Origin of the sequence: Halomonas sp. H33-56 (genome assembly GCF_040147035.1) — a bacterium.
Lineage (GTDB): Bacteria > Pseudomonadota > Gammaproteobacteria > Pseudomonadales > Halomonadaceae > Halomonas > Halomonas litopenaei.
On the sequence record NZ_JAMSHP010000001.1, the window covers coordinates 3,777,716 to 3,803,935 of the forward strand.

General features: G+C 65.9%; 16 protein-coding genes and 2 tRNA genes. 7 read left to right on the forward strand and 11 right to left on the reverse strand.

The annotated features are described in order from the left end of the window. Positions 1–197: 197 nt before the first annotated feature. Positions 198–674, forward strand: coding sequence for a peroxiredoxin (locus NFH98_RS16105; RefSeq protein WP_348827021.1), 477 nt, complete (start codon positions 198–200; stop codon positions 672–674). Positions 675–768: 94 nt separating this feature from the next. Here the strand turns inward: NFH98_RS16105 and NFH98_RS16110 are convergent, their stop codons facing one another. Together NFH98_RS16110 and NFH98_RS16115 are read right to left on the reverse strand one after the other, a co-directional pair. Further along, positions 769–1,890 carry an AI-2E family transporter gene (locus NFH98_RS16110; protein WP_045991998.1) on the reverse strand — a complete coding sequence of 374 codons (1,122 nt, stop codon included), beginning with the start codon at positions 1,888–1,890 and terminating at the stop codon, positions 769–771. After that, positions 1,887–2,129 (reverse strand): sulfurtransferase TusA family protein, encoded by a 243-nt coding sequence (locus NFH98_RS16115; protein WP_045991997.1) that lies wholly within the window; start codon positions 2,127–2,129, stop codon positions 1,887–1,889. The genes NFH98_RS16110 and NFH98_RS16115 overlap by 4 nt, the downstream gene beginning before the upstream one ends. A gap of 147 nt (positions 2,130–2,276) precedes the next feature. Between NFH98_RS16115 and NFH98_RS16120 the strand changes: the two genes are divergently transcribed. Next, positions 2,277–3,839, forward strand: a complete 1,563-nt coding sequence (locus NFH98_RS16120; RefSeq protein ID WP_239452522.1) for a M48 family metalloprotease — start codon at positions 2,277–2,279, stop codon at positions 3,837–3,839. A 182-nt stretch (positions 3,840–4,021) separates the two neighbouring features. On the opposite strand, the gene nadA is transcribed toward NFH98_RS16120, so the two are convergent. The 7 genes from nadA to radD form a co-directional block, all read right to left on the reverse strand. Beyond that, entirely contained in the window at positions 4,022–5,050 is a 1,029-nt protein-coding gene (gene nadA / locus NFH98_RS16125) for a quinolinate synthase NadA (protein ID WP_348827022.1), read from the reverse strand. A gap of 482 nt (positions 5,051–5,532) precedes the next feature. Further along, a tRNA-Lys gene (locus NFH98_RS16130) sits at positions 5,533–5,608 on the reverse strand. 41 nt (positions 5,609–5,649) lie between these two features. Continuing rightward, positions 5,650–5,725, reverse strand: a tRNA-Lys gene (locus NFH98_RS16135). A 69-nt stretch (positions 5,726–5,794) separates the two neighbouring features. Next, on the reverse strand, positions 5,795–6,664 hold the full coding sequence (gene rluB / locus NFH98_RS16140) for a 23S rRNA pseudouridine(2605) synthase RluB (RefSeq protein WP_045991996.1): 870 nt from the start codon (positions 6,662–6,664) through the stop codon (positions 5,795–5,797). Next, positions 6,661–7,740, reverse strand: coding sequence for an SMC-Scp complex subunit ScpB (gene scpB / locus NFH98_RS16145; protein ID WP_349622943.1), 1,080 nt, complete (start codon positions 7,738–7,740; stop codon positions 6,661–6,663). The genes rluB and scpB overlap by 4 nt, the downstream gene beginning before the upstream one ends. Then, complete coding sequence (locus NFH98_RS16150) at positions 7,737–8,813, reverse strand: segregation and condensation protein A (RefSeq protein WP_348828146.1); 1,077 nt, start codon at positions 8,811–8,813, stop codon at positions 7,737–7,739. Before NFH98_RS16150 ends, scpB begins: the two co-directional genes overlap by 4 nt. Before the next feature lie 223 nt (positions 8,814–9,036). Continuing rightward, positions 9,037–10,878 (reverse strand): DNA repair helicase RadD, encoded by a 1,842-nt coding sequence (radD, locus tag NFH98_RS16155; RefSeq protein WP_348827024.1) that lies wholly within the window; start codon positions 10,876–10,878, stop codon positions 9,037–9,039. A gap of 228 nt (positions 10,879–11,106) precedes the next feature. Between radD and NFH98_RS16160 the strand changes: the two genes are divergently transcribed. After that, positions 11,107–12,228, forward strand: coding sequence for an efflux RND transporter periplasmic adaptor subunit (locus tag NFH98_RS16160; protein ID WP_213229929.1), 1,122 nt, complete (start codon positions 11,107–11,109; stop codon positions 12,226–12,228). A 3-nt stretch (positions 12,229–12,231) separates the two neighbouring features. Further along, on the forward strand, positions 12,232–15,303 hold the full coding sequence (locus NFH98_RS16165) for an efflux RND transporter permease subunit (protein ID WP_349622944.1): 3,072 nt from the start codon (positions 12,232–12,234) through the stop codon (positions 15,301–15,303). A gap of 90 nt (positions 15,304–15,393) precedes the next feature. Here NFH98_RS16165 and NFH98_RS16170 read toward each other — a convergent pair whose 3' ends face one another. After that, the gene (locus NFH98_RS16170) at positions 15,394–16,197 is read right to left on the reverse strand and encodes a crotonase/enoyl-CoA hydratase family protein (protein ID WP_045992008.1); all 804 of its coding nucleotides are present in this window, start codon (positions 16,195–16,197) and stop codon (positions 15,394–15,396) included. A gap of 172 nt (positions 16,198–16,369) precedes the next feature. After that, positions 16,370–20,287, reverse strand: coding sequence for a phosphoribosylformylglycinamidine synthase (gene purL / locus NFH98_RS16175; RefSeq protein ID WP_306168888.1), 3,918 nt, complete (start codon positions 20,285–20,287; stop codon positions 16,370–16,372). A 140-nt stretch (positions 20,288–20,427) separates the two neighbouring features. Here purL and mltF point away from each other — a divergent pair, with 140 nt between their 5' ends. From mltF to NFH98_RS16190, 3 genes are all read left to right on the forward strand, one after another. After that, positions 20,428–21,903: a membrane-bound lytic murein transglycosylase MltF gene (gene mltF / locus NFH98_RS16180; RefSeq protein ID WP_045991989.1), complete on the forward strand. Its 1,476-nt coding sequence runs from the start codon at positions 20,428–20,430 to the stop codon at positions 21,901–21,903. A gap of 14 nt (positions 21,904–21,917) precedes the next feature. Next, positions 21,918–23,888, forward strand: coding sequence for a GGDEF domain-containing protein (locus tag NFH98_RS16185; protein ID WP_306168887.1), 1,971 nt, complete (start codon positions 21,918–21,920; stop codon positions 23,886–23,888). 235 nt (positions 23,889–24,123) lie between these two features. Further along, entirely contained in the window at positions 24,124–26,148 is a 2,025-nt protein-coding gene (locus NFH98_RS16190; RefSeq protein ID WP_349622945.1) for a GGDEF domain-containing protein, read from the forward strand. Positions 26,149–26,220: the final 72 nt, after the last annotated feature.

A 26,220-nucleotide genomic window follows, 5' to 3' on the forward strand; every position in this document is an offset into this window, starting at 1 on the left:
TTGTCTGCCCTCCCGCGACCCTGACGATGGCGGTCGGGGTGAACGAATGTGGCCAAGGGGGTCGCGACCCGGGGAAGCGTGGTCGTGACCAGAGCACAAATGGTACTCAGGCGGCCATATCCTGTACAGCCGCGTCTTTACATGAAGAGCGTCATTGCGTGTAATCGGACGCCTATTTTTGCGATTCTGGAGCCACCATGACAGTGTCCATCGGCGAGCCGGTCCCCGACTTCAGTGCCAGCGCCACCGGCGACAACACCATCACCCTGTCGCAACTACGCGGTCGCCAGGTGGCGATCTACTTCTACCCCAAGGCCAGCACCCCCGGTTGTACCACCGAGGGCGGCGACTTTCGTGACCACAAGGCAGACTTCGACGACGCCAACACTGTGGTCATCGGCGTCTCCCGTGACGGCATCCGTGCCCAGGAAAACTTCAAGGCCAAGCAGGGCTTCAATTTCGAGCTGATATCAGACAAGGACGAAGCCGTGTGTGGCCTGTTCGACGTCATCAAGCTCAAGAAGCTCTACGGCAAGGAGCACCTGGGTATCGAGCGCAGTACCTTCCTGATCGACAGCGAAGGTCTCCTGGCCAGGGAATGGCGCAAGGTCAAGGTCAAGGGCCACGTGGAAGAAGTGCTGGAAGCCGCCCGCGAATTGCACGCCCAGTCCTGACACGCCGGCCCACGGATGCAAGCCTCGTCCTCCCCGGCAAAGAACGAATGCCCGGCCATTGGCCGGGCATTGTGGTTCGCCTAGAGAGCAGGGCTCAGCCGTCGGTGCCGGTCCCTGTACCTGCGTCAGAGTGGGGCGGCAACCTTGCCATGCTGCGCTCCTTGATCCCGCGAGGCCAGGCGTAGACCAGCGCCTTCAACAGGGTCGCCAGCGGGATCGCGAAGAACACCCCCCAGAAGCCCCAGACGCCGCCGAAGAACAGCACCGCCAGGATGATCGACACCGGGTGCAGATTGACCGCCTCGGAGAACAGCACCGGCACCAGCACGTTGCCGTCCAGCGCCTGGATCACGCCGTAGGCGACGATCACATAGAGAAACTGGTCGCCCAGTCCGAAGTGAAAGCCCGCCACCGCCGCCACCGGCAGTGTCGCAACCGCGGCGCCGATGTAGGGCACCAGCACCGAAAAACCCACCAGTACCGCCAGCAGCGCCGAATAGGGAAGGCCAAAGAAGGCGAAGGTGAAGAAGGTCACACTACCGACGATGACGATCTCGGTGGCCTTGCCGCGCACATAGTTGGCGATCTGGCAGTCCATCTCCTTCCACACCCGGGTCATCAGGTCACGCTTGGCCGGCAAAAGCGACACGGTAAAGCCCACCAGACGGTCACGGTCCTTGAGCATGAACAGCACCAGGATCGGCACCAGTACCAGGTAGATGAGCAGTCCCAGCACATTGCCGAGCGACGCCAGCGACAGCGTCAGCGCACGCTGGCTCAATTGGGTCGCCTCGCGGCTGAGCACGGCGATCCAGTCCTGGACCAGGTCCGGAGTGATCAGCTGGGGGTAGCTCATCTGCAGGTCGTCCAGCATCTGCTGGCCGGCAGCAAACATCCGCGGCGCTTCCTGGATCAGGCTGGCGAGCTGGTTCCAGATCAACGGCAGCAGGATCAGCGCCAACGCCAGCAGCACCCCGACAAAGGCCAGAAAGACCGTCATGACCGCCACCAGGTGTGGCACCTTGCGTCGCGTCAGGGCGTTGACCGCGCCCTGCAGCAGAAAGGCCACCACCAGCGCGGTGAGAAAGGGCGCCAGCATCTGGCCAAGCCAGATCACCACCGCCAGCCCCACCACCAGCAACACCAGCAGCAGCACCGCCTCTTCATCGGAGAAGTAGTGATCGACCCAGCCACGAAATACGCTACGCAGACTCATGCATCACCCGCCTTGCGCAACCAGTAGACATAGACCTTGTCGCGTTCTTCACGCCCTTCCAGCACGTGGGCGCTGTGCTCGGCAAAGCTTTCAAAGTCTCGCCAGGAACCGGCGTCGGTGGCCCTGACCTCCAGCACCTGCCCAGGCGACAGGCGCGACAGCGCCTGCTTCGCCTTGAGCAGCGGCAGCGGACACGGAAGTCCGCACGCATCTAGCACATCGTCAGGTTGCACTGCCATGATCTCTCCCGAGAGAATGCGATATCGGATCGCTGCACATCGCAGCGCCGTTGCCCCGAGGGGCGAGCCCTTGCGATTTAAAGGCACTTTTCCGGCTGAATCAATGTCCCAAGGCAACCCCCTCCAACGCTATCGACGAGGATTTCGATGCCCAAGCGCACGCTGTTTGCCGTCACCGCTCGCCCCGCGCGGGCACGCCGTCAGGCATCACCTTGGCATCGTGGCCGCTGGCGCCCGATGCCGGGCCTGGCCCTGGCGTCGACGCTTGCGTTGAGCCTGAACGCCACCACAGTCCAGGCCCAGTATCTGGACCAAGGCACCCTGCTCGATCAGCCGAGGGAGCTGAACCTACCCTCGCTGATGTCCACCGGCAGCAACGCCATCAGCGGCGAGGAAACCCGCCTTGGACGTGCCTGGCTACGCCAGTTTCGCGCCCACGTGCCGGAATGGCGCGACCCATTGGCCCAGCACTATGTGGAGACGCTGGTCGGCCGCCTGGTGCCCTACAGCGACCTGGGAGGCATCAACACCACCATCACCCTGGTCGACAACAAGACCCTGAACGCCTTCGCCGTCCCCGGCGGCGTGGTCGGCGTCAACACCGGCCTGTTCGCCTTCGCCGACCAGGAGGCCGAGGTGGCCTCGGTACTGGCCCACGAGCTGGGCCACCTGTCACAGCGCCACTACGCCCGTAGCAAGGCACGCGCCGAGCAGACCCAGGTGCCTGCCATGGCCACCATGCTGGCGGGCCTGATCCTGGCCGCCAGCGGCGCCGGTGACGCCGGCATCGCGGCCCTGGCCGGCAGCCAGGCGGCGATGATCCAGGACCAGCTGCGCTACTCGCGTCGCTACGAGGAAGAGGCCGACCGCATCGGCCTGCAGGCCATGGCCAGCGCCGGCTACGAGCCCCAGGCCATGGTCGACATGTTTCGCTCCATGCAACGTCTGATGAGCCTCCAGGGCGGCACTCCGCCGGAGTTCCTGCTGACCCACCCGATCACCGAATCACGCATCAGCGACACCCAGGCCAGGGTCAACCAGACCCGGGTGACGGGCTCGGCACCGGATGAACTGCAGTACCAGTTCATCCGGGCCCGGGCACTGCTGGCGATCCACGAGCGTGCGCCCGGCCAGGCGATGACGGTGATGCGCCAGGACCAGGCGCCGGCGGACGCCCAGCGCTATCTGCAGGCGCTGATCGACGCCCGAGCCGGCCAGACCGGCTCGGCACTGAATACGCTCGACGGCCTGGCACGGGCCCACCCGGATACCGCCCTGCTGCCCGCCAGCGCCGTCCAGGTGGCGCTGGAAGGCGGGCGCGTCGACGAGGCCATCGAGCGTGCCCGGCGTCAGTTGCGCCTGATGCCAGGCTACCCACCGACCAGCCAGCTGCTGGGCGAGGCGCTCTTGCAGCGCGACCCCGACGCGGCCTACCGGGAACTCCACGAACTGGCCCAGCGCCGTCCCGAGGATCCCACCGTGTTCGGGCTGCTGGCGGAAGCCGCCGGGCGCAGTGGCCGCGAAGCCTGGGGCCATCTGGCCAGAGCCGAGCAACTGCAGCTGACCGGTGAGATCGATCGCGCCATTCGCCAGCTGGAGGTCGCCGAGGCGATGGCCGAGCGCGAAGGCGACCTTAACGCCAGGTCAAGCATTCAGCGTCGTCGAGACGCCTTCCTCGACTACCGCCGGACCATGGAGAAATTCCGCTGAGCAGGAAGCTCCGCTGAACCCGACAGCGACGGACGCGGCGACGACACCGTGCTCAGGCGACGCAACGCTCAGGCCCGCCAGCCCACAGACGACTCGGCCCAGGAACAAAAGCGCCCACGAGACTCTCTCGTGGGCGTGGGCTCGTGGGCGCGGGGTGTCACCAGGAAAAGTAACGGCTGACCTCAGGCCTGAAACTCCAGCATACGCGTCAGCGGCTTCAGCGCCTGGGTGCGCAGGGCGTCGCTGACCTGGATTTCACCGCTGCTCTCTCGCAGCGCGGCGGCCAGATTGTCCAGGGCATTCATCGCCATCCACGGGCAGTGGGCGCAGCTTCGACAGGTCGCGCCATTGCCCGCCGTCGGGGCCTCGAACAGGGTCTTGTCGGGCACCGCCTGCTGCATCTTGAAGAAGATGCCGCGATCGGTGGCGACGATCAGCTGCTCGTTGGGCAGCTCCTTGGCCGCCTTGATCAACTGGGAGGTGGAACCGGCGACGTCGGCCAGACTGACCACCGCTTCGGGCGACTCCGGGTGCACCAGTACGGCGGCGTCCGGATAGACCGACTTGAGGTCCTCGACCCCCTTGGCCTTGAACTCCTCGTGGACGATGCAGGCGCCGTCCCACAGCAGCATGTCGGCGCCGGTCTGCTTCTGGATGTAGCCGCCCAGGTGCTTGTCCGGGGCCCACAGGATCTTCTCTCCCCTGGCCTTGAGGTGCTCGATGACGTCCACCGCGATGGAGGAGGTAACGACCCAGTCGGCACGCGCCTTGACCGCCGCCGAGGTGTTGGCATAGACCACCACGGTGCGATCCGGATGGGCGTCGCAGAAGGCCGCGAACTCGTCCTCCGGGCAACCCACGTCCAGCGAGCAGGTCGCCTCCAGGGTCGGCATCAGCACGCGCTTTTCCGGTGACAGGATCTTGGCGGTCTCGCCCATGAAGCGCACGCCGGCCACCACCAGCGTATCGGCCTCGTGGCGTGCACCGAAGCGCGCCATCTCCAGCGAATCGGCGACACAGCCGCCGGTCTCTTCGGCCAGCTGCTGGATGGCGTCATCGGTGTAGTAGTGCGCCACCAGTACGGCATTGTGAGCCTTGAGCAGGCGCTTGATCTCTTCGACGCGCGCAGCGTCTTCCGAGGGAATACGGGTAGGGCAGTACGGGCGCGCGAGATGCTCTCTGATCTCGGCGCGAGAAGTCATGATCGTCATCGTGTCTACCACTGTGATCGACAGGGGATCCCCCTGCTGATGGGACAGTGCCGCGAACGCTCCGTTCGGCGACACGCCAGGAGAACCCTCGAGCGTGGAGCCCGGCGCCGATAGCGCCAGCGGCGACTCCTGATGCGGCGCTGGAAAGGCGTCACTGCCGCTCCAAACCCGCTGCCGGTGGTTCTCTCCCTCGCCCATGCGTCTATCGCAGCGGCGAGTCACTTGACAGTTTAACGCAGGCGGACGGTTATGCCGAGTCTCCACGCATGGTATCGGCCCAAGATTGCGCCTGCGGCATACCTGTTCTCGATTCCCTGTCGACACGATGGCATCGGCTCGACGCCGTCGGCGCGGCGTACTTGCGCCGCTTGAGGAACGGTCTGTTCAGGCTGACAGCGCCGTCGTGGCGGCGGCGGCGGCTCCAACCGCGGACTGCGCACACGAAAAACGGCCCCCGCTGCAAGCAGCGAGGGCCGTGAATCTGGTGGGTCGTGTAGGATTCGAACCTACGACCAATTGGTTAAAAGCCAACTGCTCTACCAACTGAGCTAACGACCCGATCATGACAGGACATCGTCCTGACCATGCACAGGTTCGGATGGTGGGTCGTGTAGGATTCGAACCTACGACCAATTGGTTAAAAGCCAACTGCTCTACCAACTGAGCTAACGACCCTTCCGAACGGGTGCAGATATTACGGATATGCCCCTTTCGACGCAAGTGTTTTTTTCGATTACCGTATCTTTAGCGCTTCTTGTCGCCGCGATCCGGCTTGCCGCCACGCTTCATCGTATGCACCGGGCGACGCTTGTTCTTGTCGCGGCTCCAGCGATTCTTCTCGTCCGGCGTCAACTCAGGCACCTTGCGCGATTCGAGTCCCGCCAGTCCGGCCAGGTCGTCGACCTCGTCCTGGGAAAGCTCGGTCCACTCGCCGGCCTTGGCCCGCTTGTCGAGGAAGATGTTGCCGTAGCGGACCCGCTTGAGGCGACTGACGGTCAGCCCCTGGGACTCCCACAGACGCCTGACCTCGCGGTTGCGGCCTTCCATGATGACCACGTGGAACCAGGTGTTGATGCCCTCGCCGCCGAACTCCTGGACGTCGCTGAAGCGTGCCGGGCCATCCTCGAGCATCACGCCTTCGACCATGGCCACCACGTGCTCGCGCTTGACCTCCCCCATCACTCGCACTGCGTATTCGCGCTCGATCTCGGTGGAAGGATGCATCAGCCGATTGGCCAGCTCGCCGTCGGTGGTGAACAGCAACAGCCCACTGGTGTTGATGTCCAGGCGGCCAATCGCGATCCAGCGCTCGCCCTTGAGGCGCGGCAGGCGGTCGAATACCGTACGCCGCCCCTCTGGATCCTTGCGCGTGCACAGCTCGCCCTCGGGCTTGTTGTACATGATCACCCGCCTTGGCACCTCGTCGGCGGCGCGCAGGGTGATCGGTCGGTCATCGAAACTGACCCGGTCACGGGCCTCCACTCGGTCGCCCAGGGTCGCCACGCTGCCGTTCACCTTGACCCGACCATCGGCGATGGCGGCCTCCATCTCCCGGCGGGATCCCAGGCCGGCACGCGCCAGCACCTTCTGCAGTTTTTCGCTGGTGGTCGTCATTCGTCGTTCTCACTCTCTGTAGGTTCCACCCCCGAGGCAGCGTCATCATCGACGCGGCCCCGGGCGCGTTCGGACAGCCTGGCTTCCAGATCGGCAAAGCTCAGGCGAGCCCGTTCGGACGCCGTCCCGGCGTGCTCGTCGTCGGCCGTCCCGGCCGTCGTCTCGGCTTCCTCGCGGGAAGCCGCCAAATCCTCGTCGTCGGGCATCTTACCCGCCGTCGTCTCGGCTTCCTCGTGGGAAGCCGCCAAATCCTCGTCGTCGGGCGCTTGGCCCGCCGTCGTCTCGGCTTCCCCGCGGGAAGCCGTCACTTCATCCTGATCGGGCGATGATGCCTCGCCTTCCTCGGTCTCGCCTCTTTCGGTTGCAGCTTCAGCGCTGCCAACTTCAGCGCTTCCATCTTCAGCGCTTCCATCTTCAGTGGGTTCACCCTCGGCAGTTTCACCCTCGGCGGTCTCACCATCGTCGTCCAGCGGCTCGTCGGCCTGGGCCAGCAGCGCCGAGGGCGGAGGCGGTGGCTCGTCCTCGGTGTCGAACTGTTCGAACTGCTTGAGCTCGTGCATCGGCGGCAGCTCGTCGAGGGTCTTGAGCCCGAAATCGTCCAGAAAGCCACGGGTAGTGGCGAACACCGCCGGTCGTCCCGGCACGTCTCGGTGCCCGACCACGCGAATCCAGCCACGATCGAGCAGGGTGCGCATGATCGAGCCGCTCACCGTGACCCCGCGGACCTCCTCGATATCGCCCCGGGTCACCGGCTGACGATAGGCGATCAGCGCCAGCGTCTCCAGCAGCGCCCGGGAATAGCGCTGGGGGCGTTCATCCCACAACCGGGCGACCCAGTTGGCCAGCCGCGGGCGAATGCGCAGCTGGTACCCGGAGGCGGTCTCGATCAGCTCCATGGCGCCTCTGAGGTGACGCTCGGACAATCGCTCCAGCGCTTCCTTGAGCGCCCGTCGCGGCGGGCGCTCGTGTTCATCGAACAGCTGTTCGAGGCGGTCCAGCGCCAGCGGTTGGCCGGCGGCCAGCAGCGCCGCCTCTACGATGTCGTCCAACGCATCGGGCGTCTCCATCACGCTCATGCGGGCTCATCTCCCTGTGTCTTGTCAACCGACTGACCGATACGCCGATCCGGTTCACCGGCATCATCGAAGGCGCTGTCGTCGCCCGCCTCGTCGTCAACAGCGCTGTCCTCGGCGGCACTATCGTCCAAGGCATCATCAAAGGCATCGTCAGAGGCATCACCGAAGGTATCGCCGAAGGTTTCGTCGTCGAAGGCGCTCTCGCCATCGTCCTCGAGCCCTTCGTACGGATCTTCGTCGCCGTCCTCGGCCAATCGTGCCCTGACGTGGATCGGTGACATCGGCGCATTCTGGACGATTTCGATCATCGCCTCCTTGGCCAGCTCCAGGATCGCCATGAAGGTCACCACCACCCCGGCCCTGCCCTCTTCAAGCGAGAACAGCGCCTCGAAGGGGGTGTAGTGCTCATGGGTCAGGCGCTCCATGATCGCCAGCATGCGCTCCCGGGTCGACAGCACTTCACTTTCGATCTGGTGGGCCTGGTTGAGTTCGGCCCGGCGCAGAATGCCGGCCAGTGCGCCAAGCAATTCATCGAGCTCGACGTCCGGGTGGATGACCCGTGCCTCCACCGGGGGCAGCGCCGCCCGGGCCGGAAACCAGTCACGTCCAACCCGGGGCAACTCCGCCAGGGCCTCGGCGGCGAGCTTGAGCCGCTCGTACTCCTGCAGGCGGCGAATCAGCTCGGCGCGGGGGTCTTCGTCCTCGTCACCGTCTTCGCTCCTGGGCGGGCGCGGCAGCAGGGTGCGCGACTTGATCTCGGCCAGCATCGCCGCCATCAGCAGGTACTCGCCGGCCAGTTCGATTTCCATGGCCTTCATCAGTTCCACGTACTCGATGTACTGGTGGGTGATGGCGGCCACATTGATCGACAGAATATCCAGATTCTGCCGGCGAATCAGATAGAGCAGCAGGTCGAGCGGTCCCTCGAAGGTCTCGAGAAAGACCCTGAGCGCCTCCGGGGGAATGTACAGATCCTCGGGCAGCTCGGTGATCGGCTCATCGAACAGGCGTCCCAGCACCTGGGCGTGGGCTTCGACCTCGGCGTGAGGGACAGCACCGGCCTGGGCCTGCAAATCGCCCTCGGTGTCAGGCCGAGTCGCTGCACCTTCCTCGTCAGTCCCACCCTGGGGTTGTTGTGTCGTCGGCGAGTCGCTCACGCGTGGGGGACCTGGGTTGCCATGGTAGTGGTTACGATGAACAAGGGAGGATGCGGCCGCTTGGACCGAGGCGCCACCAATCCCCCAGTCTATCAAGCTCCGCGCGATCTGGCTAAATCAGCGAGGCCCAGGCGGCACTTCAGTCGGCGCTATCGGCGGTGCGATAGCGGCCGCGATAGTCGAACAGCTTTTCACGCACCTGCCAGTGACGCCCCACCTTGCGTCCGACCACGAAATCCGGGGCCCTGAGTCTTTGCTGCTCGCGACATACCTGATCGGGTGACGTCGGCGACCAGGGCACTCCGGGCGCCCGGGCGTGATCACGCAGAAACACCGCCTCGAAGGCCCGCCGCTGGGCGGGCGTCTCCAACGCGAACCACTCGGCCAGGGTGGCGCCATCCTCGTCATGGTAGGTGACCTTGAGCCGCGGCAGTCCGCGCCCATTGACGGTGGACTCGAGCAGCATGCCGCTGACCCGCAGCACCCTGGCGTCCTTGAGCTTCAAGGCCTCGCGCAGCTTGTCGTCGGCGTCCACCAGCAGCGTCTGGCAACCATGGCAGCGTCGGGCGGCGATATCGTTCTCGGCGCCGCAGTCGCCGCAGGTCTTGAAGCGAAAACGAAAGTCGCACTGGCGCGCCCCTGGCTCGGCGGCAGCCAGCGCCCTGCCTTCGGCGTCGACCAGGCCCTGGCAGCGACGGCCGAAGTGTTCGATCACCAGCTCGCCGTCGCGCTTGCCCCAGAACAGGTTGGCGTGGCCACACAGCGGACAGGGCACCTGCACCGGCTCGCTGTCGCTGTCCGGCCGCGGGCTGCCCACCTCCGGCGCATACAGGTCCCAGGGATTGCCGGCGTAGTCGAGGATCAGACAGTCGCGCTTGCCGGGCGAGAGCCTGAGTCCCCGCCCGACGATCTGCTGGTACAGGCCGACGGACTCGGTGGGCCTGAGGATCGCGATCAGGTCCACATGGGGCGCATCGAAGCCGGTGGTCAGCACCGAGACGTTGACCAGGTACTTGAGCCGTTTCGCCTTGAAGTCCTCGATCAGCCGGGTGCGCTCGTCGCTGTCGGTATCGCCGGTGATCAGTGCCGAGGCCTGTGCCGGCAGATAGCCGAGGATCTCCTCGGCGTGGGCCACGCTTGCCGCAAACAGCATGACCCCCTCGCGCTCCCGCGCCCGCTCGATCACCTCGGCGATGATGCCTGGCGTGGCCCGGTGCCCGGCCACCACGCGATTGAGCTCTTCCTCGCGATACAGCCCGCCGGTTCCCGGCGCCAGTTGTGAGAAGTCGTAGCGGGCCACCGCCGCATCCACCTTGAGCGGGCTTGCCAGGTAGCCCTGGCGCACCATCAGCCGCAGCGGCTGCTCGAACACGCAGTCGCCAAAGAAGCTGTCCGCGTCACCGCGCACCATGCCGTGGTGGTGGCGGTGGTAGATGAAGCCCTGGCCCAGTCGATACGGAGTCGCGGTCAATCCCAGTACCTTGAGCGAGGGATTGCGAGAACGCAGATGGTCGATGACCCGCCGATAGGAGGAGTCCGCGTCCAGCGATACCCGGTGGCACTCGTCGATCACCAGCAGGGTGAAGGGGCCATGGGCGTTCTGCTCGTCGCTCACCGCGTCCAGGTGGCGGACCACCGACTGCACCGAGCCGAACACCACCTGGCGGGCGCTCTCCTTGCGCCCGAGTCCGGCGCTGAAGATGTCCGCCTCGAGGCCGTAGGCCAGGTACTTGGCATGATTCTGCTCGACCAGCTCACGCACGTGGGCCAGCACCAGAACCCGCCCTCGGGCCAGGCGGGCCAGTTCGGCGATGACCAGCGACTTGCCGCTGCCGGTGGGCAACACCACCACCGCGGGCTCATCGGACTGACGAAAGTGACCAATGACGCGTTTCACCGCCTCGTGCTGATAGGGCCGCAGCTCTGGCCTGACGGAGGCGGGAGGCGACGATGGCGGGAGCCGGGACTCGGTCTGGGGCATGACGACGCCTTTACTCTGCAGGGTTCGGCAAACATTGATCCACGACACATCAGCGTGTACTCGGCGCCAGTAGCATGGGCGGCTGCGCGTCGAACCGACGCACTCTACGCCAAGCGCTCGATGCTCCACAACAGGGCCGGACCCTCCCCACCCTCCGGGCAGCCCTGGGGCACCGGCCTCGGCGAGTCACGCCGCACGTCAAGCGGCTCCGTCTTCAAGGACTCAGCCATGTCGCTTCGCCAACTCTGTCAGATGGCCTCCCTGCTCGTCTTTGCCGGTCTGCCCCTGCTGCAGGGCTGCTCCGAGGGAGATCCGCCCCTGGCCAAGCAGGTCACCCGCCCGGTCAAGCTGCTCACCCTGGACGAGATGGGCAATCGCTCCCTGACTCGCTACCCCGGTGTGGTCGAGGCCTCCGAACGCACCGACCTGGCCTTTCGCATCGGCGGGGAACTCAAGGAGCTGAACGTCCAGGCCGGCCAGGCGGTCACCAGTGGCGAGCGTATCGCCCTGCTCGACGACCGCGACGCCCGCAACGCCTTGTCCAACGCCCAGTCAAGCTACGACCTGGCGCTGGCGACCTACCGCCGCATGCAGATATCGCTGGAAAAAGGTGCCATCAGCCGCGCCGCCTTCGATGAAGCCCGGGCGGCCTTCCTGTCGGCCCAGGCCCAGTTCGACCTGGCCAAGGACCAGCTCGGCTACACCGAGCTCAAGGCGCCCTTCGACGGCGTCATCGCCAGCGTGCCGGTGGACAATTTCCAGGTGGTGGCCCCCCAGCAGACCATCGCGGTGCTGCAGCAGCCCGGCAATATCGACGTGACCTTCGACCTGCCCGAACAGCAGATCCGCCAGCTCGATCTGGAACGCGTGCGTGCCGCCCTCGAGAAGGCCGACAGCGTCGCCTGGGTGCGCTTCGGCGATGACGAGCGTCGTTTCCCCGCGCGCTACAAGGAGCACGATACCCGCGCCTCCAGCGGCACCCTCAGCTACACCGTCACCCTGACCCTGCCGACGCCGGACGACGTCTACGTGCTGGCCGGCATGAGCGCCGTGGTATCGATGGACCTCAACGCCCTGACCGGCGAAAGCGACGGCCTGTGGCGGGTGCCGCTGGGCACCGTGGTCACGCTGGAGGACGACCCCGAGGCCACGGTGGTGTGGCGCTATATCGCCGACGACGAAGCCTCGGGCAAGGTGGAAGCGGTACCGGTACAGGTCCGCACCGCCAGCGACGACGGCATCTTCATCGCCGGCGATCTGGCGGCCGGCGATCGACTGGTCGGCGCCGGCGCCCATCTGATGCGCCAAGGTCTTCGCGTCACCGCCTGGACCCAGGAAGAGGGGCTCTAGGTCATGGTCGGCTATTTTCTGCGCAACAAGACCATCAGCTGGATGGTCACGATCCTGTTGTCGGTGGGCGGTATCGTCTCCTTTCTCGGCCTGGGGCAGCTGGAGTTTCCCGACTTCACCATCCGCATGGCGCTGGTCAGCACCGCCTACCCCGGCGCCAACCCGCAGCAGGTCGAGGAAGAGGTGACACTGCGCCTGGAAAAGGCGATCCAGGAGATTCCCAACCTCAAGCGGGTCAGCTCGGTGAACAGCGCCGGGCTCTCCCAGATCACCGTGGAGCTCGACACCGACGTCCAGGGCACTGCCCTGCCCCAGTACTGGGACCTGCTTCGGCGCAAGATCGGCGACGCCCAGGCGGGCCTGCCCCCCGGCACCTCGGAGTCGCTGGTGGTGGACGACTTCAGCGACGTCTACGGTCTACTGTTCAATCTATCCGGCGATGACTACAGCCTCTACGACCTGAAGAATCAGGCCGACTTCCTGCAGCGCGAACTGCGCCTGATCGAGGGCGTCAAGAAGGTGGTGATCGCCGGCGATCGCCCGGAGCAGGTGACCATCTCGCTCAACCGCGAGCGCATGCAGGCTCTGAACATTCCCCCGGATGCACTGATCGGCCTGCTCAACGCCCAGAACGCGGTAGCCGACGCCGGCAGCGTGCGTCGACACGGCAAGATCATCTCGCTGCAGCCCAGCGGTGAATTCAGAAGCGTCGAGGCGCTGGAGGACCTGATCGTCGGTCGCCCCGGCGCCAACCCGGTGCACCTGGGCGACATCGCCACGGTGACGCGCGCGCTCACCGACCGTCCCGGTCAGCTCTACCATGCCGACGGCAAGCCGGCGATCTCGCTTGGCCTGTCGTTCGTGTCCGGGGTCAACGTGGTCAAGGTCGGCGAGGCGGTGGACGCCCGCCTGGCCGAACTGGAATCCCGCCTGCCGCTGGGCATGCAGCTGACCCCGGTCTACCACCAGCCCCAGGTGGTCAAGGAGGCGGTGTCCGGCTTTGTCATCAACCTGATGGAGTCGGTGGGCATCGTCATCGTGGTGCTGCTGGTGTTCATGGGCCTGCGCTCCGGCCTTCTGATGGGGCTGATCCTGTCGATCACCATCCTCGGCACGCTGATGCTGATGGCCGCCCACGGCCTGCAGTTGCAGAAGGTCTCGCTGGGGGCCCTGATCATTGCCCTGGGCATGCTGGTGGACAACGCCATCGTGGTCACCGAAGGCATGCTGATCGGCCTTGGCAAGGGCAAGAGCAAGCTCGAGGCAGCCAAGGAGGTGGCCGACCAGAACTGGCTGCCGCTGCTCGGCGCCACCGCCATCGCCATCACCGCCTTCGCCCCCATCGGCCTGTCACCGGACGCCACCGGCGAACTGGTGGGCTCACTGTTCTGGGTGCTGTTCTATTCGCTGCTGCTGAGCTGGATCACCGCCCTGACGCTGACCCCCTTCTTCTTCGACATCTTCTTCAAGGACCGGGTGATCGGTGACGGCGACAGTCACGAGGATCCCTACAAGGGAGTGATTTTCCAGCTGTTCGGCTGGCTGGTCGACAAGGGCATTCGCTTTCGCTGGCTGACCATCGCGGTCTGCGTGGGCCTGCTGGTCGGCGCCTTCGCGCTGTCCTCCAACATCAAGAACGCCTTCTTCCCGGATTCCACCACACCGCTGTTCTTCGTCGATGTGTGGATGCCTGAGGGCACCGATATTCTCGAGAGCGAGCGGGTGGCCTCGCGCCTGGAGGCACAGGTGGCGACGATGGACCAGGTCACCCACGTGACCAGCGTGATCGGCGGCGGCGCCCAGCGCTTCACCCTGACCTACTCGCCCGAGGACCGCTATCCGAGCTACAGCCAGCTGATTGTCGAGACCGAGGATCTCGACAGCCGGGCCAGGCGCATGGCCGAGATCATCACCCTGCTGCGCGATGACTACCCCGAGGTGCAGTACAAGGTCCAGGCGCTGCAGGTCGGCCCTTCGGCCAAGGCCAGCCTGGAGGCGCGCCTGTACGGCCCGGACCCGGATACCCTGCGCAAGCTCGCCACCGAGGTCAGCGAGGTGTTCCGCGCCGATCCCTTCGTCGACAGGATCCGCCTGTCCTGGGGAAATCGGGTCGAGGAGCTGACGCCTGAGTTTCTCGAGCAGCAGGCGCGGCGCGTCGGCGTCACCCGCCAGGCGCTGCACCAGGCGTTGCTGATCCACAACGACGGCCAGATGGCCGGCGTCTACCGCGAGGGCTCCGACCTGATCCCCATCGTGCTGCGCGATGAACGGCAAGAGCGCTACGGCCTCAACGACATCGCCAGCCTCAACGTCTGGAGCGCCGAGCAGCAGACCTACATCAGCGCCGGCAGTGTGCTGGGGCCGCTCGAGACCCAGCTGCATGATCCGCTGATCAAGCGTCGCGACCGTCAGCGCATGCTGGCGGTCTACGCCGAGCCGCTACCGCTGTCCGGCGAGACGGCGGCCAACATCCTTGCGCGGCTCAAGCCCCGGATCGAGGCCATCGATCTCCCCGAGGGCTACCACCTGGGCTGGGGCGGCGAGGACGAGACCTCGCGTGACGCCAAGAAGGCGCTGTTCAAGTTGTTGCCGCTGGGCATCCTCGGCATGTTCATCCTGACCATGCTGCTGTTCGGCAACCTGCGCCAGTCGCTGGCGATCTGGGCCATCGTGCCCTTGACCGTGATCGGTATCGTCGGCGGTCTTCTGACCTTCAACGCCCCCTTCACCTTCATGGCGCTGCTCGGCACCCTGAGCCTGGTCGGCATGGTGCTCAAGAACGCCATCGTGCTGGTCGAGGAGATCAAGATCCAGATGCCGCTGTACGAGGCGCCCTTCGATGCGGTGATGGCCGCCGCCATCAGCCGGGTACGGCCGGTATCCATGGCGGCGATCACCACCATGCTGGGCATGATCCCGCTGTTCGGCGACGCCTTCTTCGCCTCCATGGCGGTGGTCATCGTGTTCGGTCTGGGTGCGGCCACCTTGCTGACCCTGGTGATCCTGCCGGTGATCTACGCCACCCTGTTCCGCATCCATCCTCCGTCGCCAGTCGAGGGGCCTACCGGAACCTGACCCCTATCGGAAGGTGACTGCAAGACAAGGCCCTCGCGGGCGATACCCGCGAGGGCCTTGTCGTTGGCTTGCGGCATAGGCCGCCGGCGCTCAATCGAACCGCGGTGGGCGCCCGTCCAGGCGTGCCCGGGTCGCTTCTCGCTGCTCGCGCCCGGCCAGCAGGTTGCGCTGCAGTTCGGCTTCCATGGCCAAGCGTCCGCGCTCATCCAGGCGCGGCGCCTCTCGCCACAGCCGACGCGCCGCGGCCACCGCCTTGGGCGAGCGCCGGGCCATGGACACGGCGAGCTCCAGCGCCGCCTCGCGCGGGTCCTCGTCCAGCCGCGAGGCCAGCCCCAGCACCATGGCCTCGTCGCCGGCCAGATGGCGGCCGGTCAGCATCAGATCCTGAATCACGTCCTGACGCAGCGCGGCGGCGGTGACGCTGACCGCCATATCCGACATCAGCCCCCACTCGATCTCCGGCAGCGCCAGCGTCGCCTCCGGGTGGACGATACGCAGATCGGCACCCAGCGCCATCTGCAGGCCGGCGCCAAAGACGTGACCATGCAGCGCCGCTACCACCGGCGCCCCCAGGTCACGCCAGCCAAGCGCCAGGCGCTGGGCCGGATTGACCCCACTGGCGTCCGGCGTCAGCAGCCAGGCCACGCGCTCGGGGCTTGCCACCACCGAGGCCACGTCCAGTCCCGAGCAGAAGCTCTCGCCCTCGCCGGTAAGCACCACCGCGCGCAGGCCCACCCGTTCGCCCAGCCAGCGCTGGACCTCGAGCAGGGCGTCGATCATCGGCGGATCCATGGCGTTGTGGCGATCTGGCCGCTCGAGATGTACCCGTGCCACATGGTCGATCAGGGAGACGCTCAAGCGGTCATGAAAACTGCGCTGGGTGGATGAGGACATGGAAGCTCCGTCGATAAGGTGGCCGGTCAGGTGATCGATAAAGGGGCGAAACTGTGCAAGCGGGAACTTCAACTTGGCACCTGACGCCGCTCGATACAACACCTGACGTTGTCCCGGATACGACAACGCCGCCCGCAGGCGGCGTTGTCGTGGGTCAGGAGGGACTGGAGGATCAGCCCAGCCACACCCGGGCATTGCGGAACAGCCTGAGCCAGGCGCCGTCCTGGCTCCACTCGGCCGGCCGCCAGGAGTTGGTGACGGCACGCACCACCCGCTCCGGGTGGGGCATCATGATCGTCACCCGGCCATCCGGCGTGGTCAGGCCGGTGATACCGGAGGGCGAGCCGTTGGGGTTGGCCGGGTAGCGGGTGGTGCACTGGCCGTGGTTGTCGATATAGCGCAGGGCCACCTGGCCCGAGCCCTGCATGCTGCGCAGGTGGGCGCTATCGCGAAACTCGGCGCGGCCCTCGCCATGGGCCACGGCGATGGGCAGGCGCGAGCCTTCCATGCCGGCCAGCAGGATCGACGGGGTCTTCTCCACCTGCACCATGGCCACTCGGGCCTCGAACTGCTCGGACTCGTTACGCACGAAGCGCGGCCAGTTCTCGGCGCCGGGGATCAGCTCCTTGAGCTGGGACAACATCTGGCAGCCGTTGCACACGCCGAGGGCGAAGCTGTCGTCGCGCGCGAAGAAGTCGGCGAACTGCTCGCGGGCGCGGGGGTTGAACAGCACCGACTTGGCCCAGCCACCACCGGCGCCGAGCACGTCGCCGTAGGAGAAGCCACCACAGGCGGCCAGCCCCTTGAATTCGTCGAGACCGACACGTCCCTCGAGCAGGTCGCTCATGTGCACGTCGACCGCCTCGAAGCCGGCCTTGTCGAAGGCCCAGGCCATCTCCAGGTGACCATTGACGCCCTGCTCGCGCAGGATGGCGGCACGCGGACGTGCGCTGTTGACGAAGGGCGCGCTGATGTCCTCGTCGACGTCGAAGGTCGGGCTGGCACTCAGGCCCGGGTCACGGGTGTCGAGCAGGTTGTCGAACTCGTTCTTGGCGCACTCGGGGTTGTCGCGCAGAGCCTGCAGGCGGTAGCTGGTCTCGCTCCAGGTGCGCTGGGTCAGCTGCCGGGTGGTCTCCAGCAACGGCTCCTCGAACAGGGTCACGCGGATCTGGTCGTCGTAGCGCGGACGGGCGATGACGCCGCAGGTCTCGATACCGGCGGCGGCGAACTGGGCCAGCACCTCTTCGGTGTGCTCACGGCTGACCTGGATGACCGCCCCCAACTCCTCGCTGAACAGCGCGTCCACCGCCTCGGCGGCCTCGTCGATCAACCAGTCGAGCTTGATCTCGAGCCCGGCGCGGCCGGCGAAGGCCATCTCCAGCAGGGTGACGATCAGGCCACCGTCGCTGCGGTCGTGGTAGGCCAGCAGTCGACCGTCGGCGTTGAGCCCCTGGATGACGCTGAAGAAGGCCTTGAGGTCCTCGGCGTCGTCCAGGTCCGGGCAGTCGTTGCCGACCTGGCCGTAGACCTGGGCCAGGGCGGAGCCGCCCAGACGATTCTTGCCGGCGCCCAGGTCGATCAGCAGCAGGTCGCTCTCGTCCTGGTCGAGGCGAATCTGCGGGGTCAGCGTCTTCATGGCGTCGGTGACCGGAGCGAAGCCGGTGATCGCAAGGGTCAGCGGCGAGGTCACCGCCTTCTGCTCACCGTCCTGCTCCCAGGCGGTGCGCATGGACATGGAGTCCTTGCCCACCGGCACCGCGATGCCCAGCGCCGGGCACAGCTCCATGCCGACGGCGTGCACGGCGTCATACAGCGCCTGGTTCTCGCCTTCATGGTCCGCCGCGCTCATCCAGTTGGCCGACATCTTGATGTCGCCAAGCTGGGCGATCGGGGCAGCGGCCAGGTTGGTGATCGACTCGGCCACCGCCAGGCGTGCGCTGGCGGCGGGGTCGATCAGCGCCACCGGCGACCGCTCGCCCATGGCCATGGCCTCACCGGCGTGGGTATCGAAGCTTGCCGTGGTCACCGCCACGTCGGCCACCGGCACCTGCCAGGGACCGACCATCTGGTCACGCGCGACCTGGCCGGTGATCGAGCGGTCGCCAATGGTGATCAGGAAGCTCTTGGAGGCCACGGTGGGCAGACGCAGCACGCGATCCAGCGCCTCGCGCAGGTCCAGGTTGTCGAGCATCACACCGGGCAGTTCCAGCGGGGCACGCTCGAATTCACGCTGCATCTTGGGTGGCTTGCCGAACAGCACGCTCATCGGCAGGTCCACCGGGCGGGTGTCGAAGTGGCCGTCCACCACCGCCAGGTGGTGTTCTGCGGTGGCCTCGCCGACCACCGCGTAAGGGCAGCGTTCGCGCCGGCACAGGGCGTCGAAGGTCTCGAGATCCGCAGGTGCCACCGCCAGCACGTAGCGCTCCTGGGCCTCGTTGCACCAGATCTCCAGCGGGCTCATGCCGGGCTCGGCGTTGGGCACCTCGCGCAGGCTGAACAGACCACCACGATCGCCGTCCTTGACCAGTTCCGGCAAGGCGTTGGACAGACCACCGGCGCCTACGTCGTGGATAAAGCAGATGGGGTTGTCGTCACCCAGCGCCCAGCAGCGGTCGATGACCTCCTGGGCACGCCGCTCGATCTCGGGGTTGTCGCGCTGAACAGAAGCGAAGTCGAGATCGAAGCTCGACGAGCCGGAGGCCATCGACGACGCTGCGCCGCCGCCGAGCCCGATCAACATCGCCGGGCCACCCATCACGATCAGCTTGCCGCCCACCGGGATCTCGCCCTTGGCCACGTGCTGTTCGCGGATGTTGCCGTAGCCGCCGGCGATCATGATCGGCTTGTGGTAGCCGCGACGCTCGATGCCGCTGGCACCGAGAGCGTCCTGCTCGTAGGTGCGGAAATAGCCGGTGAGGTTGGGACGGCCAAATTCGTTGTTGAAGGCGGCGCCGCCGATGGGGCCCTCGAGCATGATCTCCAGGGCGTTGACGATGCGCTCGGGCTTGCCGTAGTCGAACGCCTCCCAGGGCTGCACGAACTCGGGGATACGCAGGTTGGACACGGTAAAGCCGGTCAGCCCCGCCTTGGGCTTGCCGCCGATGCCGGTGGCGCCTTCGTCGCGGATCTCGCCGCCGGCACCGGTGGCCGCACCGGGATGAGGCGCGATGGCGGTCGGGTGGTTGTGGGTCTCGACCTTGGTCAGGATGTGGATCGGCTCCACTTCCCCGCCGTAGCTGGCGCGCTCACCGTCACGACCGGTCAGCGGGGTGGCGAAGAAGCGACGCGCCTCGCTGCCCTTGATCACCGCAGCGTTGTCGCTGTAGGCCGACAGGATGCCGTCCGGCGAGGCCTCGAAGGTGTTCTTGATCATCTTGAACAGCGAGTGGCTCTGGGCCTCGCCGTCGATGACCCAGTCGGCGTTGAAGATCTTGTGGCGGCAGTGCTCGGAGTTGGCCTGGGCGAACATCATCAGCTCGACGTCGCTGGGGTTGCGGCCCAGCTCGACAAACGCCTCGACCAGGTAGTCGATCTCGTCCTCGGCCAGGGCGAGTCCCAGCTCGCGATTGGCGACCTCAAGCGCAGTACGGCCACCCTCGAGCACGCCCACCTGGCCCAGCGGCGCCGGCTCATGGTGGGCGAACAGGGTGGCGGCGTCGGAGCTGTCTCGCAGCACCGTCTCGGTCATGCGGTCATGCAGGCCGGCGACGATGGCGTCGAAGTGGGCTTCCTTCAGCGTACCGCGCACCTTGATGCGATAGAGGATGCCGCGCTCCAGGCGGTTGATCTGGGTCAAACCGCAGTTGTGGGCAATGTCGGTAGCCTTGGATGACCAGGGAGACTGGGTGCCGATACGTGGCACCACCAGCAACGCAAGCCCCTCCACATCGCTATCCTGCTGTGCCGGCCCGTAGTCGAGCAGGCGCTCGAGCAGGCTCAGTTCGGTGGCATCGAGCTCCCGCTCCAGATCGGCAAAGTGCACATACTCGGCGTGCAGCGCCTCGATCTCGGGGACGGACACACGCAGTTGAGCCAGCAGCTTGGCGTGACGGAAGGTGGACAGGGCGGGCGCTCCGCGCAGTTCGAGCATATCCAGGAGCCTCTGAAGATCAGCGATAAAAGAAGGGGGCCGCGGCGGGCGAGACGGCATATGATACTGGAAACCGACGGGTGCGAGAAATCGATGCGGATGACAGCGCCCCGTGGGCTGGGTAAGGTGGGCGCTCCACCATGAGCGATTTTGCCCCGATGAAGGACGGTTTCCGTCATGCGCGGCGCCTGCGCATCCTTGCCGCCAGTGGCCTGGGCCTGCTGTGGGCGCTCTGGCCAACACCGCCCGGCCCCTCCTCAAGCGCTGCCCTGGAGCGAGTACTGGCACGTGATTTCATCACCGTGCACACCCGCAATACCCCCTTTACCTACTACGAGGGGCGCCAGGGACCTACCGGCTTCGAGTACGAACTGATGCGTCGCTTCGCCGACCGCCTCGGGGTCAGCCTGAACCTGAGCGATGACCACCATGTGCAGAGCGTGCTCGACGCGGTGCGCCACCAGGGCGACCTCGGCGCGGCCGCCCTGCCGCTGGATCCGCTGGCGGAAGGCCTGGTGTTTTCGCGCCCGATCCTGTCGATGCAGCCGATGGTGGTGTATCGCCGAGGACTGCAGCCGCCCAAGGCGCTCGATGACCTCAAGGACTGGAACATCGGCATCGCCAAGGGCACCGGCATCAGCCGCGTCATGCACGAATTGCAGCGCGAGCACCCTCGCCTCAGCTGGAAGGAAGCGGAAGACCTGGAGATCGCCTCGCTGCTCAGGCGCATCGAGGATGGCGAGCTGGACGCCGCGGTGGTGTACGCCCACCAGTTCCGCCTCAATCGTCTGTTCTTCCCCGAAGTGGAAGACGGCTTCGACATCGGCGAGCCGGTGACCATGGCCTGGGCCTTCTCCGGGAAAGACGGTCTGGCGCTGATCGAACGCGCCAATACGTTCTTCGACGAGCTTCGCGCAGACGGTGAACTCGACCGCCTCACCGCCCGCTACTTCGGTCATGACGACTATCTCGAGTACGTCGGCGCCCGGGTCTTCATCAACCACGTCAACAAGCGCCTGCCCCGCTTCGATGCCCTGTTTCGAGAGGCCGCCCGCGCGCAACACTTCGACTGGAAGCTGCTGGCGGCGGTGGGTTATCAAGAGTCCCACTGGGACCCGGAGGCAACGTCGCCCACCGGGGTGCGTGGGCTGATGATGCTGACCAACGCCACCGCCGAGGAAGTCGGAGTATCGAACCGGCTGGACCCGGCCCAGAGCATCGAGGGCGGCGCACGCTATCTGCGCAGCGTCGAACAGCGATTGCCCGAGTCGATCACCGGGGAGGACCGCCTCTACATGGCACTCGCGGCCTACAACGTGGGCCTCGGCCATCTGTATGACGCCCGTGATATCGCCCGCATGCGGGGTGGCAACCCGGATCTGTGGCGTGATGTGCGTGAGGCGCTGCCCCTGTTGCAGGAAAGCCAGTGGCACAGCAAGACACGCCACGGCTACGCAAGGGGTGGCGAACCGGTCATCTATGTGCAGAATATTCGCCGCTATCTCGAGATCCTCGACTACGTCGATCGCAGCCAGCAGCAGTTCCACCAGCTGAATGCCCGCCTGCCCGATCAAGCCGACGCCGAGATCTTCGAACTCGTGCCCCCCATGCCCTAGGACACCTTGCCTTCATGTCTCGAATTGCCCTGTCCATGACGCTGCTGGTCATCCTGCTGGCCACGGCGGGACTGATCGTCGACCCCTCGATGATCCAGGATCAGAGCCACAGCGCCAGCTGGACCCTGCTGCTGCTGACCGGCATCGGCCAGGCGATGTGGTACTGGCGTGGGGTGAGGATGTCGGTCGTGTGTCTGTTGCCGGTGCTGGCGATCCTGCTGCTGGGCCTGGCCAGCTACCTGCTGCCCGAAGCCCTGATCTCTTACGTCACGCTCGACCAATGGGCATCGTGGCTACCCGGGGTCCAGGGCCTCGACGATCTTCGACCGCCCTTGATGGAGCTGCTCATCCTGCTGGCGCTGACTGGCGGGCTGCTGGGACGCACCCGGGCGAGCCTGGCCGCCCCGCTGCTGCAGGCGCTGGCGGCGCTGTTACTGGTCACCGAAGCGCTGCTGGTGATCACCGACGAGATCCGCTCGCCGCAGAACCTGGCAGGCACCCCCGCCAGCATGCTGTTGCTGGCGCTGTTGCTGGTCGCCCAGTTCGTCGGCGTGGTCTCGGGGTGGCGCCACACCCGGATCAGCATCCTGCGCAGCCTGATTCCCTCGCTCGCCCTGGTGCTGGTCAGTCTGTTCGTCTGGAACCAGCAACGTGTGTACGTGGACCAGCAGCTTCAAGACGAGCTGCAGGGCGAATCGGATCGTCTGGCGACTCAGCTTGGCGCCGAGATAACGGCCCACCTGGAGGCAGTGAGACGTTTCGCCAGCTTCTGGAGCCTGCTGGAAGAGGCCCCCAGCGCCGAAGAGTGGGAGCGCCAGGCCGCCTTTTACCACCAGGACTTCAGCTACTTTCTCAACATCGCCTATATCGAAGCCGACGGTACCATCCGCCTTGTCCACCCACGCGATGACAGCAACCGGGCGATCATCGGCATCAATGCACTAGACGTGGACCGCCCCTACGTCGACGCACTGGCGAAGGCACTTTCCGACAACCAGGAGGGCCACACCGGCGTCGTGCCACTGCTGCAGGGGATGCCCGGCATGATCTACTACCTGCCGATCACCTCCCCCGACCAGCAGCGCGTCACCGGCGCTGCGGCCATGGTGCTCAGCCTCCCGGTGCTGGCCGACAAGCTCTACGCCGAGACCCTGCTGGACCGTGAGCATATCCGCATGCGCTTTGCCGTGGACGGTGACACCATCCGCGACTGGCCGACCAGCGAGTCGCCAGGCCCATGGACCACGCTTAGCCTGCTTGCCCTTGACGAACAAGAGCTGACCGTCGCCTTGAACGCCTCCACTGGCTACTTGCTGGGTCTGCGTTCGCGCCAGCCGGTGGCCAGTCTCAGCATCGGGCTGCTGCTGGCTTACCTGCTGTACATGGTGGTATTCGGCCACCACCGCATGTCGGTACAACACTCGTCGATGTACCGCTCCAACGAGGAGCTGCGCCGAGAGGTCCGCCATCGTACCGAACTGCAGCGTGAGGTGGAGTGGCTTGCCGGCCACGACGAGCTGACGCTGCTGCCCAATCGCCGCCTGTTCATGTCGACGTTGCGAGAACAGCAGGAGTGCCGCCCGCTGAGCGTTCTTCTGTGTGACATCGATCACTTCAAGAGCATCAATGACCAGCTCGGCCACCAGGCGGGGGACGAGGCGCTTCGTCGCTTCGCCCGAGTGGGACGCCTGGCGATGCCCGAAGGGGTGGTGCTGGCCCGTTACGGCGGCGAGGAATTCGTGGCCCTGCTGACCGGGGTGGCCGCGGACGAGGCCGTCGAGATCGCCGAATCCCTGCGCCAGAGCGTGATGAACTGCGGCGTTGAGCATGCCGATGGGCGCCCCATGACGGTAAGCATCGGCATCGCCAGCCACGGCGCCGGCGACCTGATCGCCGAAGACCTGCTCCACCGCGCGGATCTGGCGCTTTATCGGGCCAAGCGGCAGGGGCGCAATCGTATCGAGGTTTGTGGATCACCTGCCTGAGCGCGGCCTTGCGCGGATCTGGCACGCGGCCTCAACACCAGGCGCCAACCAGACACCCACCCGCCCCCTCGATGTCCTTGATCTACATCAGGAAAGGCATGGTTCCGCGCCCACTTGGCCGCATTTTCCAGCACAATCCCCCGAACGTCTATTCTTCTCGCTGATCGGTTCGGCGAGATATTTCGCTGACCACAACGTCCAACAACCGCCAGCTCCTCGCCTGGAAAGTGGGTACATGCTACGTCTCAGAATCCCGCTGACGCTGTTGTCCCTGGCACTGTACATTGCGGGGCTCTGCGCCAGCCTCGCCGGCTATACCGCCTCGACCACCTTGCCCACCCTGGTACTGGGCGGCTTGATCGGTCTTGCTCAACTGGCCTGGTACCGCCAGCGGCTGGGCTTGAGTCTGACGCTGGTGGTGGCGGTGTTGGCCGCTCTGCTGATCGGCGTGGCCGGCGATATCCTGCCCCAGGGCTGGCTGTCTCTGGCGACTTTCGATCCACCGGCGCCGCTCGATACTGGCCACCCACGCCTTTCCTGGCAGTGGCCGGGGTTGGCCGACAGCCTGCTGCTGGCGTGCCTGGCCTTGAGTCTTGCCCTGCGCACCCGTGCCAGCCTGGGCACCCCCTTGCTCCACGCCATCGCCGTCCTGCTGTGGGGGAGTCTGGCCTACCAGGTGGCGGCGCCCGAGACACTGCCGCCGCTGGCGCCACCCGCAGGTCCCTGGGCGCTGGCGGGCAGCGGGCTGCTATTGCTGACCCAGTTCCTGGCGGTGGTGACCGGCTGGCGCCATAACCAGGCGAGCCTGTTGCGCGCCCTGGGCCCCGGTCTTCTGATTGCCACGGCAACGGTTCTGCTGTGGTGCCAGCAGGACAGAGAGGCCAATCGACAGCTATTCGAACGTGCCCAGCGGGAGACCGATCGCCTGTCGGCAACGATGACAGACCGCATCGACGACACCCTTCGAGCCATGCATCGCTTCCATCTGGTCTGGGAGATCGATCAACGCCTGCCCTCGGCATCGATGTGGCGCCACGAAGCCCAGAGCTTTATGAACGACTTCCCGGAACTGCCCCTGCTGGCCCTGATCGATCCCTCCGGACGGGTCCAGCACCTCTATCCCGACGACAACTGGCACCAGGCCTACCCGGGCATGCGCTTGCTGGATGGAGCCCTCGACCAGCCACTGATGGAAGTGCTGCAGCAGAGCTTTCACCAGCGCGACGCGGTGTCATCGGATATCCTGCCACTGCCCGATGGGGGCTGGGGCATCATCCACTTTCTGCCGATCCACACGGTTGATGGTGGGCGGCTGCTGGGTTCGGTCGCCATGGTCTTCAGCCTCGACGCCTTAGCTTCCAATCTCCTGCCCGCGCTCGCCGATATACCGGACGCCATGACGCTGACATTGAAAGACGGCGACAGCACCCTATGGCGGGTACCGACGTCAGCGTCGAATTCGCCCTGGAGGCTCGTCAGCGACGTTCGTCTGCTGTCCCATACCCTGCACCTGGAGCTCAGCCCCAACCGCCGTTTGCTGGAGCACCTGAAGCTGCACTATCCGAGTTCAACGCTGTGCACCGGCCTGATCATGGCTCTGCTGCTCTACCTGCTGTTGTTCAGCCGCCATCGGCAGCGCCAGCAGCACCGCCAGATTGCCGATACCAATCTCGAACTACGCCGAGAAATGCGGCGTCGTTCGCGCCTGCAGAAAAACATCGAATGGCTGGCAGGACACGACGACCTCACGGGCCTGGCCAATCGACGCACCTTTCTCGCCAGCCTGCCGACGGACGCCGGACAGAGCCCTCTCAGTCTGCTGTTATGTGACCTCGACCATTTCAAGCGCATCAACGACCAACAAGGCCATCAAGCCGGAGACCAGGCGCTCAAGCGCTTCGCCGCCTGCGCGCAGAAACTGCTTCCACAGGGTGGCGTGCTGGCCCGCTACGGCGGCGAGGAATTCGTGGTCTATCTGCCACAGGGCGATATCGCCTGGGTACATGCCTGGGCAGAACACCTGAGGCGAGAGGTGCAGGCCTGCGGCGTACAACACGAAGACGGCAGTCCCATGACGGTATGTATCGGCCTGATCACCCAGACCGACGGCCCCGTTGTGCCGAGGGACTTGCTGCATCGAGCGGATATGGCGCTGTATCGTGCCAAGCGGCTGGGCCGCAATCGGGTGGAGATCGCCGAGGCGAAGCCCGCTGCTGAGCCCAGCGAGGCCACAGAGCCCAACGGTCTGTTGCACTCCTGACTCAGGTCAACCCCACTGGCGCGAGGCGGCGCACTTCTTCCTGAGTCTCGATCAGCGCCTGGGTAAGCTGGT

Excerpts from the sequence above, each read along its gene's own strand:
- NFH98_RS16115 (WP_045991997.1), bottom strand. The coding sequence starts at position 2,129 with ATGGCAGTGCAACCTGACGATGTGCTAGATGCGTGCGGACTTCCGTGT.
- NFH98_RS16120 (WP_239452522.1), top strand. The coding sequence starts at position 2,277 with ATGCCCAAGCGCACGCTGTTTGCCGTCACCGCTCGCCCCGCGCGGGCA.
- purL (WP_306168888.1), bottom strand. The coding sequence starts at position 20,287 with ATGCTCGAACTGCGCGGAGCGCCCGCCCTGTCCACCTTCCGTCACGCC.
- scpB (WP_349622943.1), bottom strand. The coding sequence starts at position 7,740 with ATGAGCGTGATGGAGACGCCCGATGCGTTGGACGACATCGTAGAGGCG.
- rluB (WP_045991996.1), bottom strand. The coding sequence starts at position 6,664 with ATGACGACCACCAGCGAAAAACTGCAGAAGGTGCTGGCGCGTGCCGGC.
- NFH98_RS16105 (WP_348827021.1), top strand. The coding sequence starts at position 198 with ATGACAGTGTCCATCGGCGAGCCGGTCCCCGACTTCAGTGCCAGCGCC.
- radD (WP_348827024.1), bottom strand. The coding sequence starts at position 10,878 with ATGCCCCAGACCGAGTCCCGGCTCCCGCCATCGTCGCCTCCCGCCTCC.
- NFH98_RS16165 (WP_349622944.1), top strand. The coding sequence starts at position 12,232 with ATGGTCGGCTATTTTCTGCGCAACAAGACCATCAGCTGGATGGTCACG.
- NFH98_RS16185 (WP_306168887.1), top strand. The coding sequence starts at position 21,918 with ATGTCTCGAATTGCCCTGTCCATGACGCTGCTGGTCATCCTGCTGGCC.
- NFH98_RS16170 (WP_045992008.1), bottom strand. The coding sequence starts at position 16,197 with ATGTCCTCATCCACCCAGCGCAGTTTTCATGACCGCTTGAGCGTCTCC.
- NFH98_RS16110 (WP_045991998.1), bottom strand. The coding sequence starts at position 1,890 with ATGAGTCTGCGTAGCGTATTTCGTGGCTGGGTCGATCACTACTTCTCC.
- mltF (WP_045991989.1), top strand. The coding sequence starts at position 20,428 with ATGAGCGATTTTGCCCCGATGAAGGACGGTTTCCGTCATGCGCGGCGC.
- NFH98_RS16160 (WP_213229929.1), top strand. The coding sequence starts at position 11,107 with ATGTCGCTTCGCCAACTCTGTCAGATGGCCTCCCTGCTCGTCTTTGCC.
- NFH98_RS16190 (WP_349622945.1), top strand. The coding sequence starts at position 24,124 with ATGCTACGTCTCAGAATCCCGCTGACGCTGTTGTCCCTGGCACTGTAC.
- nadA (WP_348827022.1), bottom strand. The coding sequence starts at position 5,050 with ATGACGATCATGACTTCTCGCGCCGAGATCAGAGAGCATCTCGCGCGC.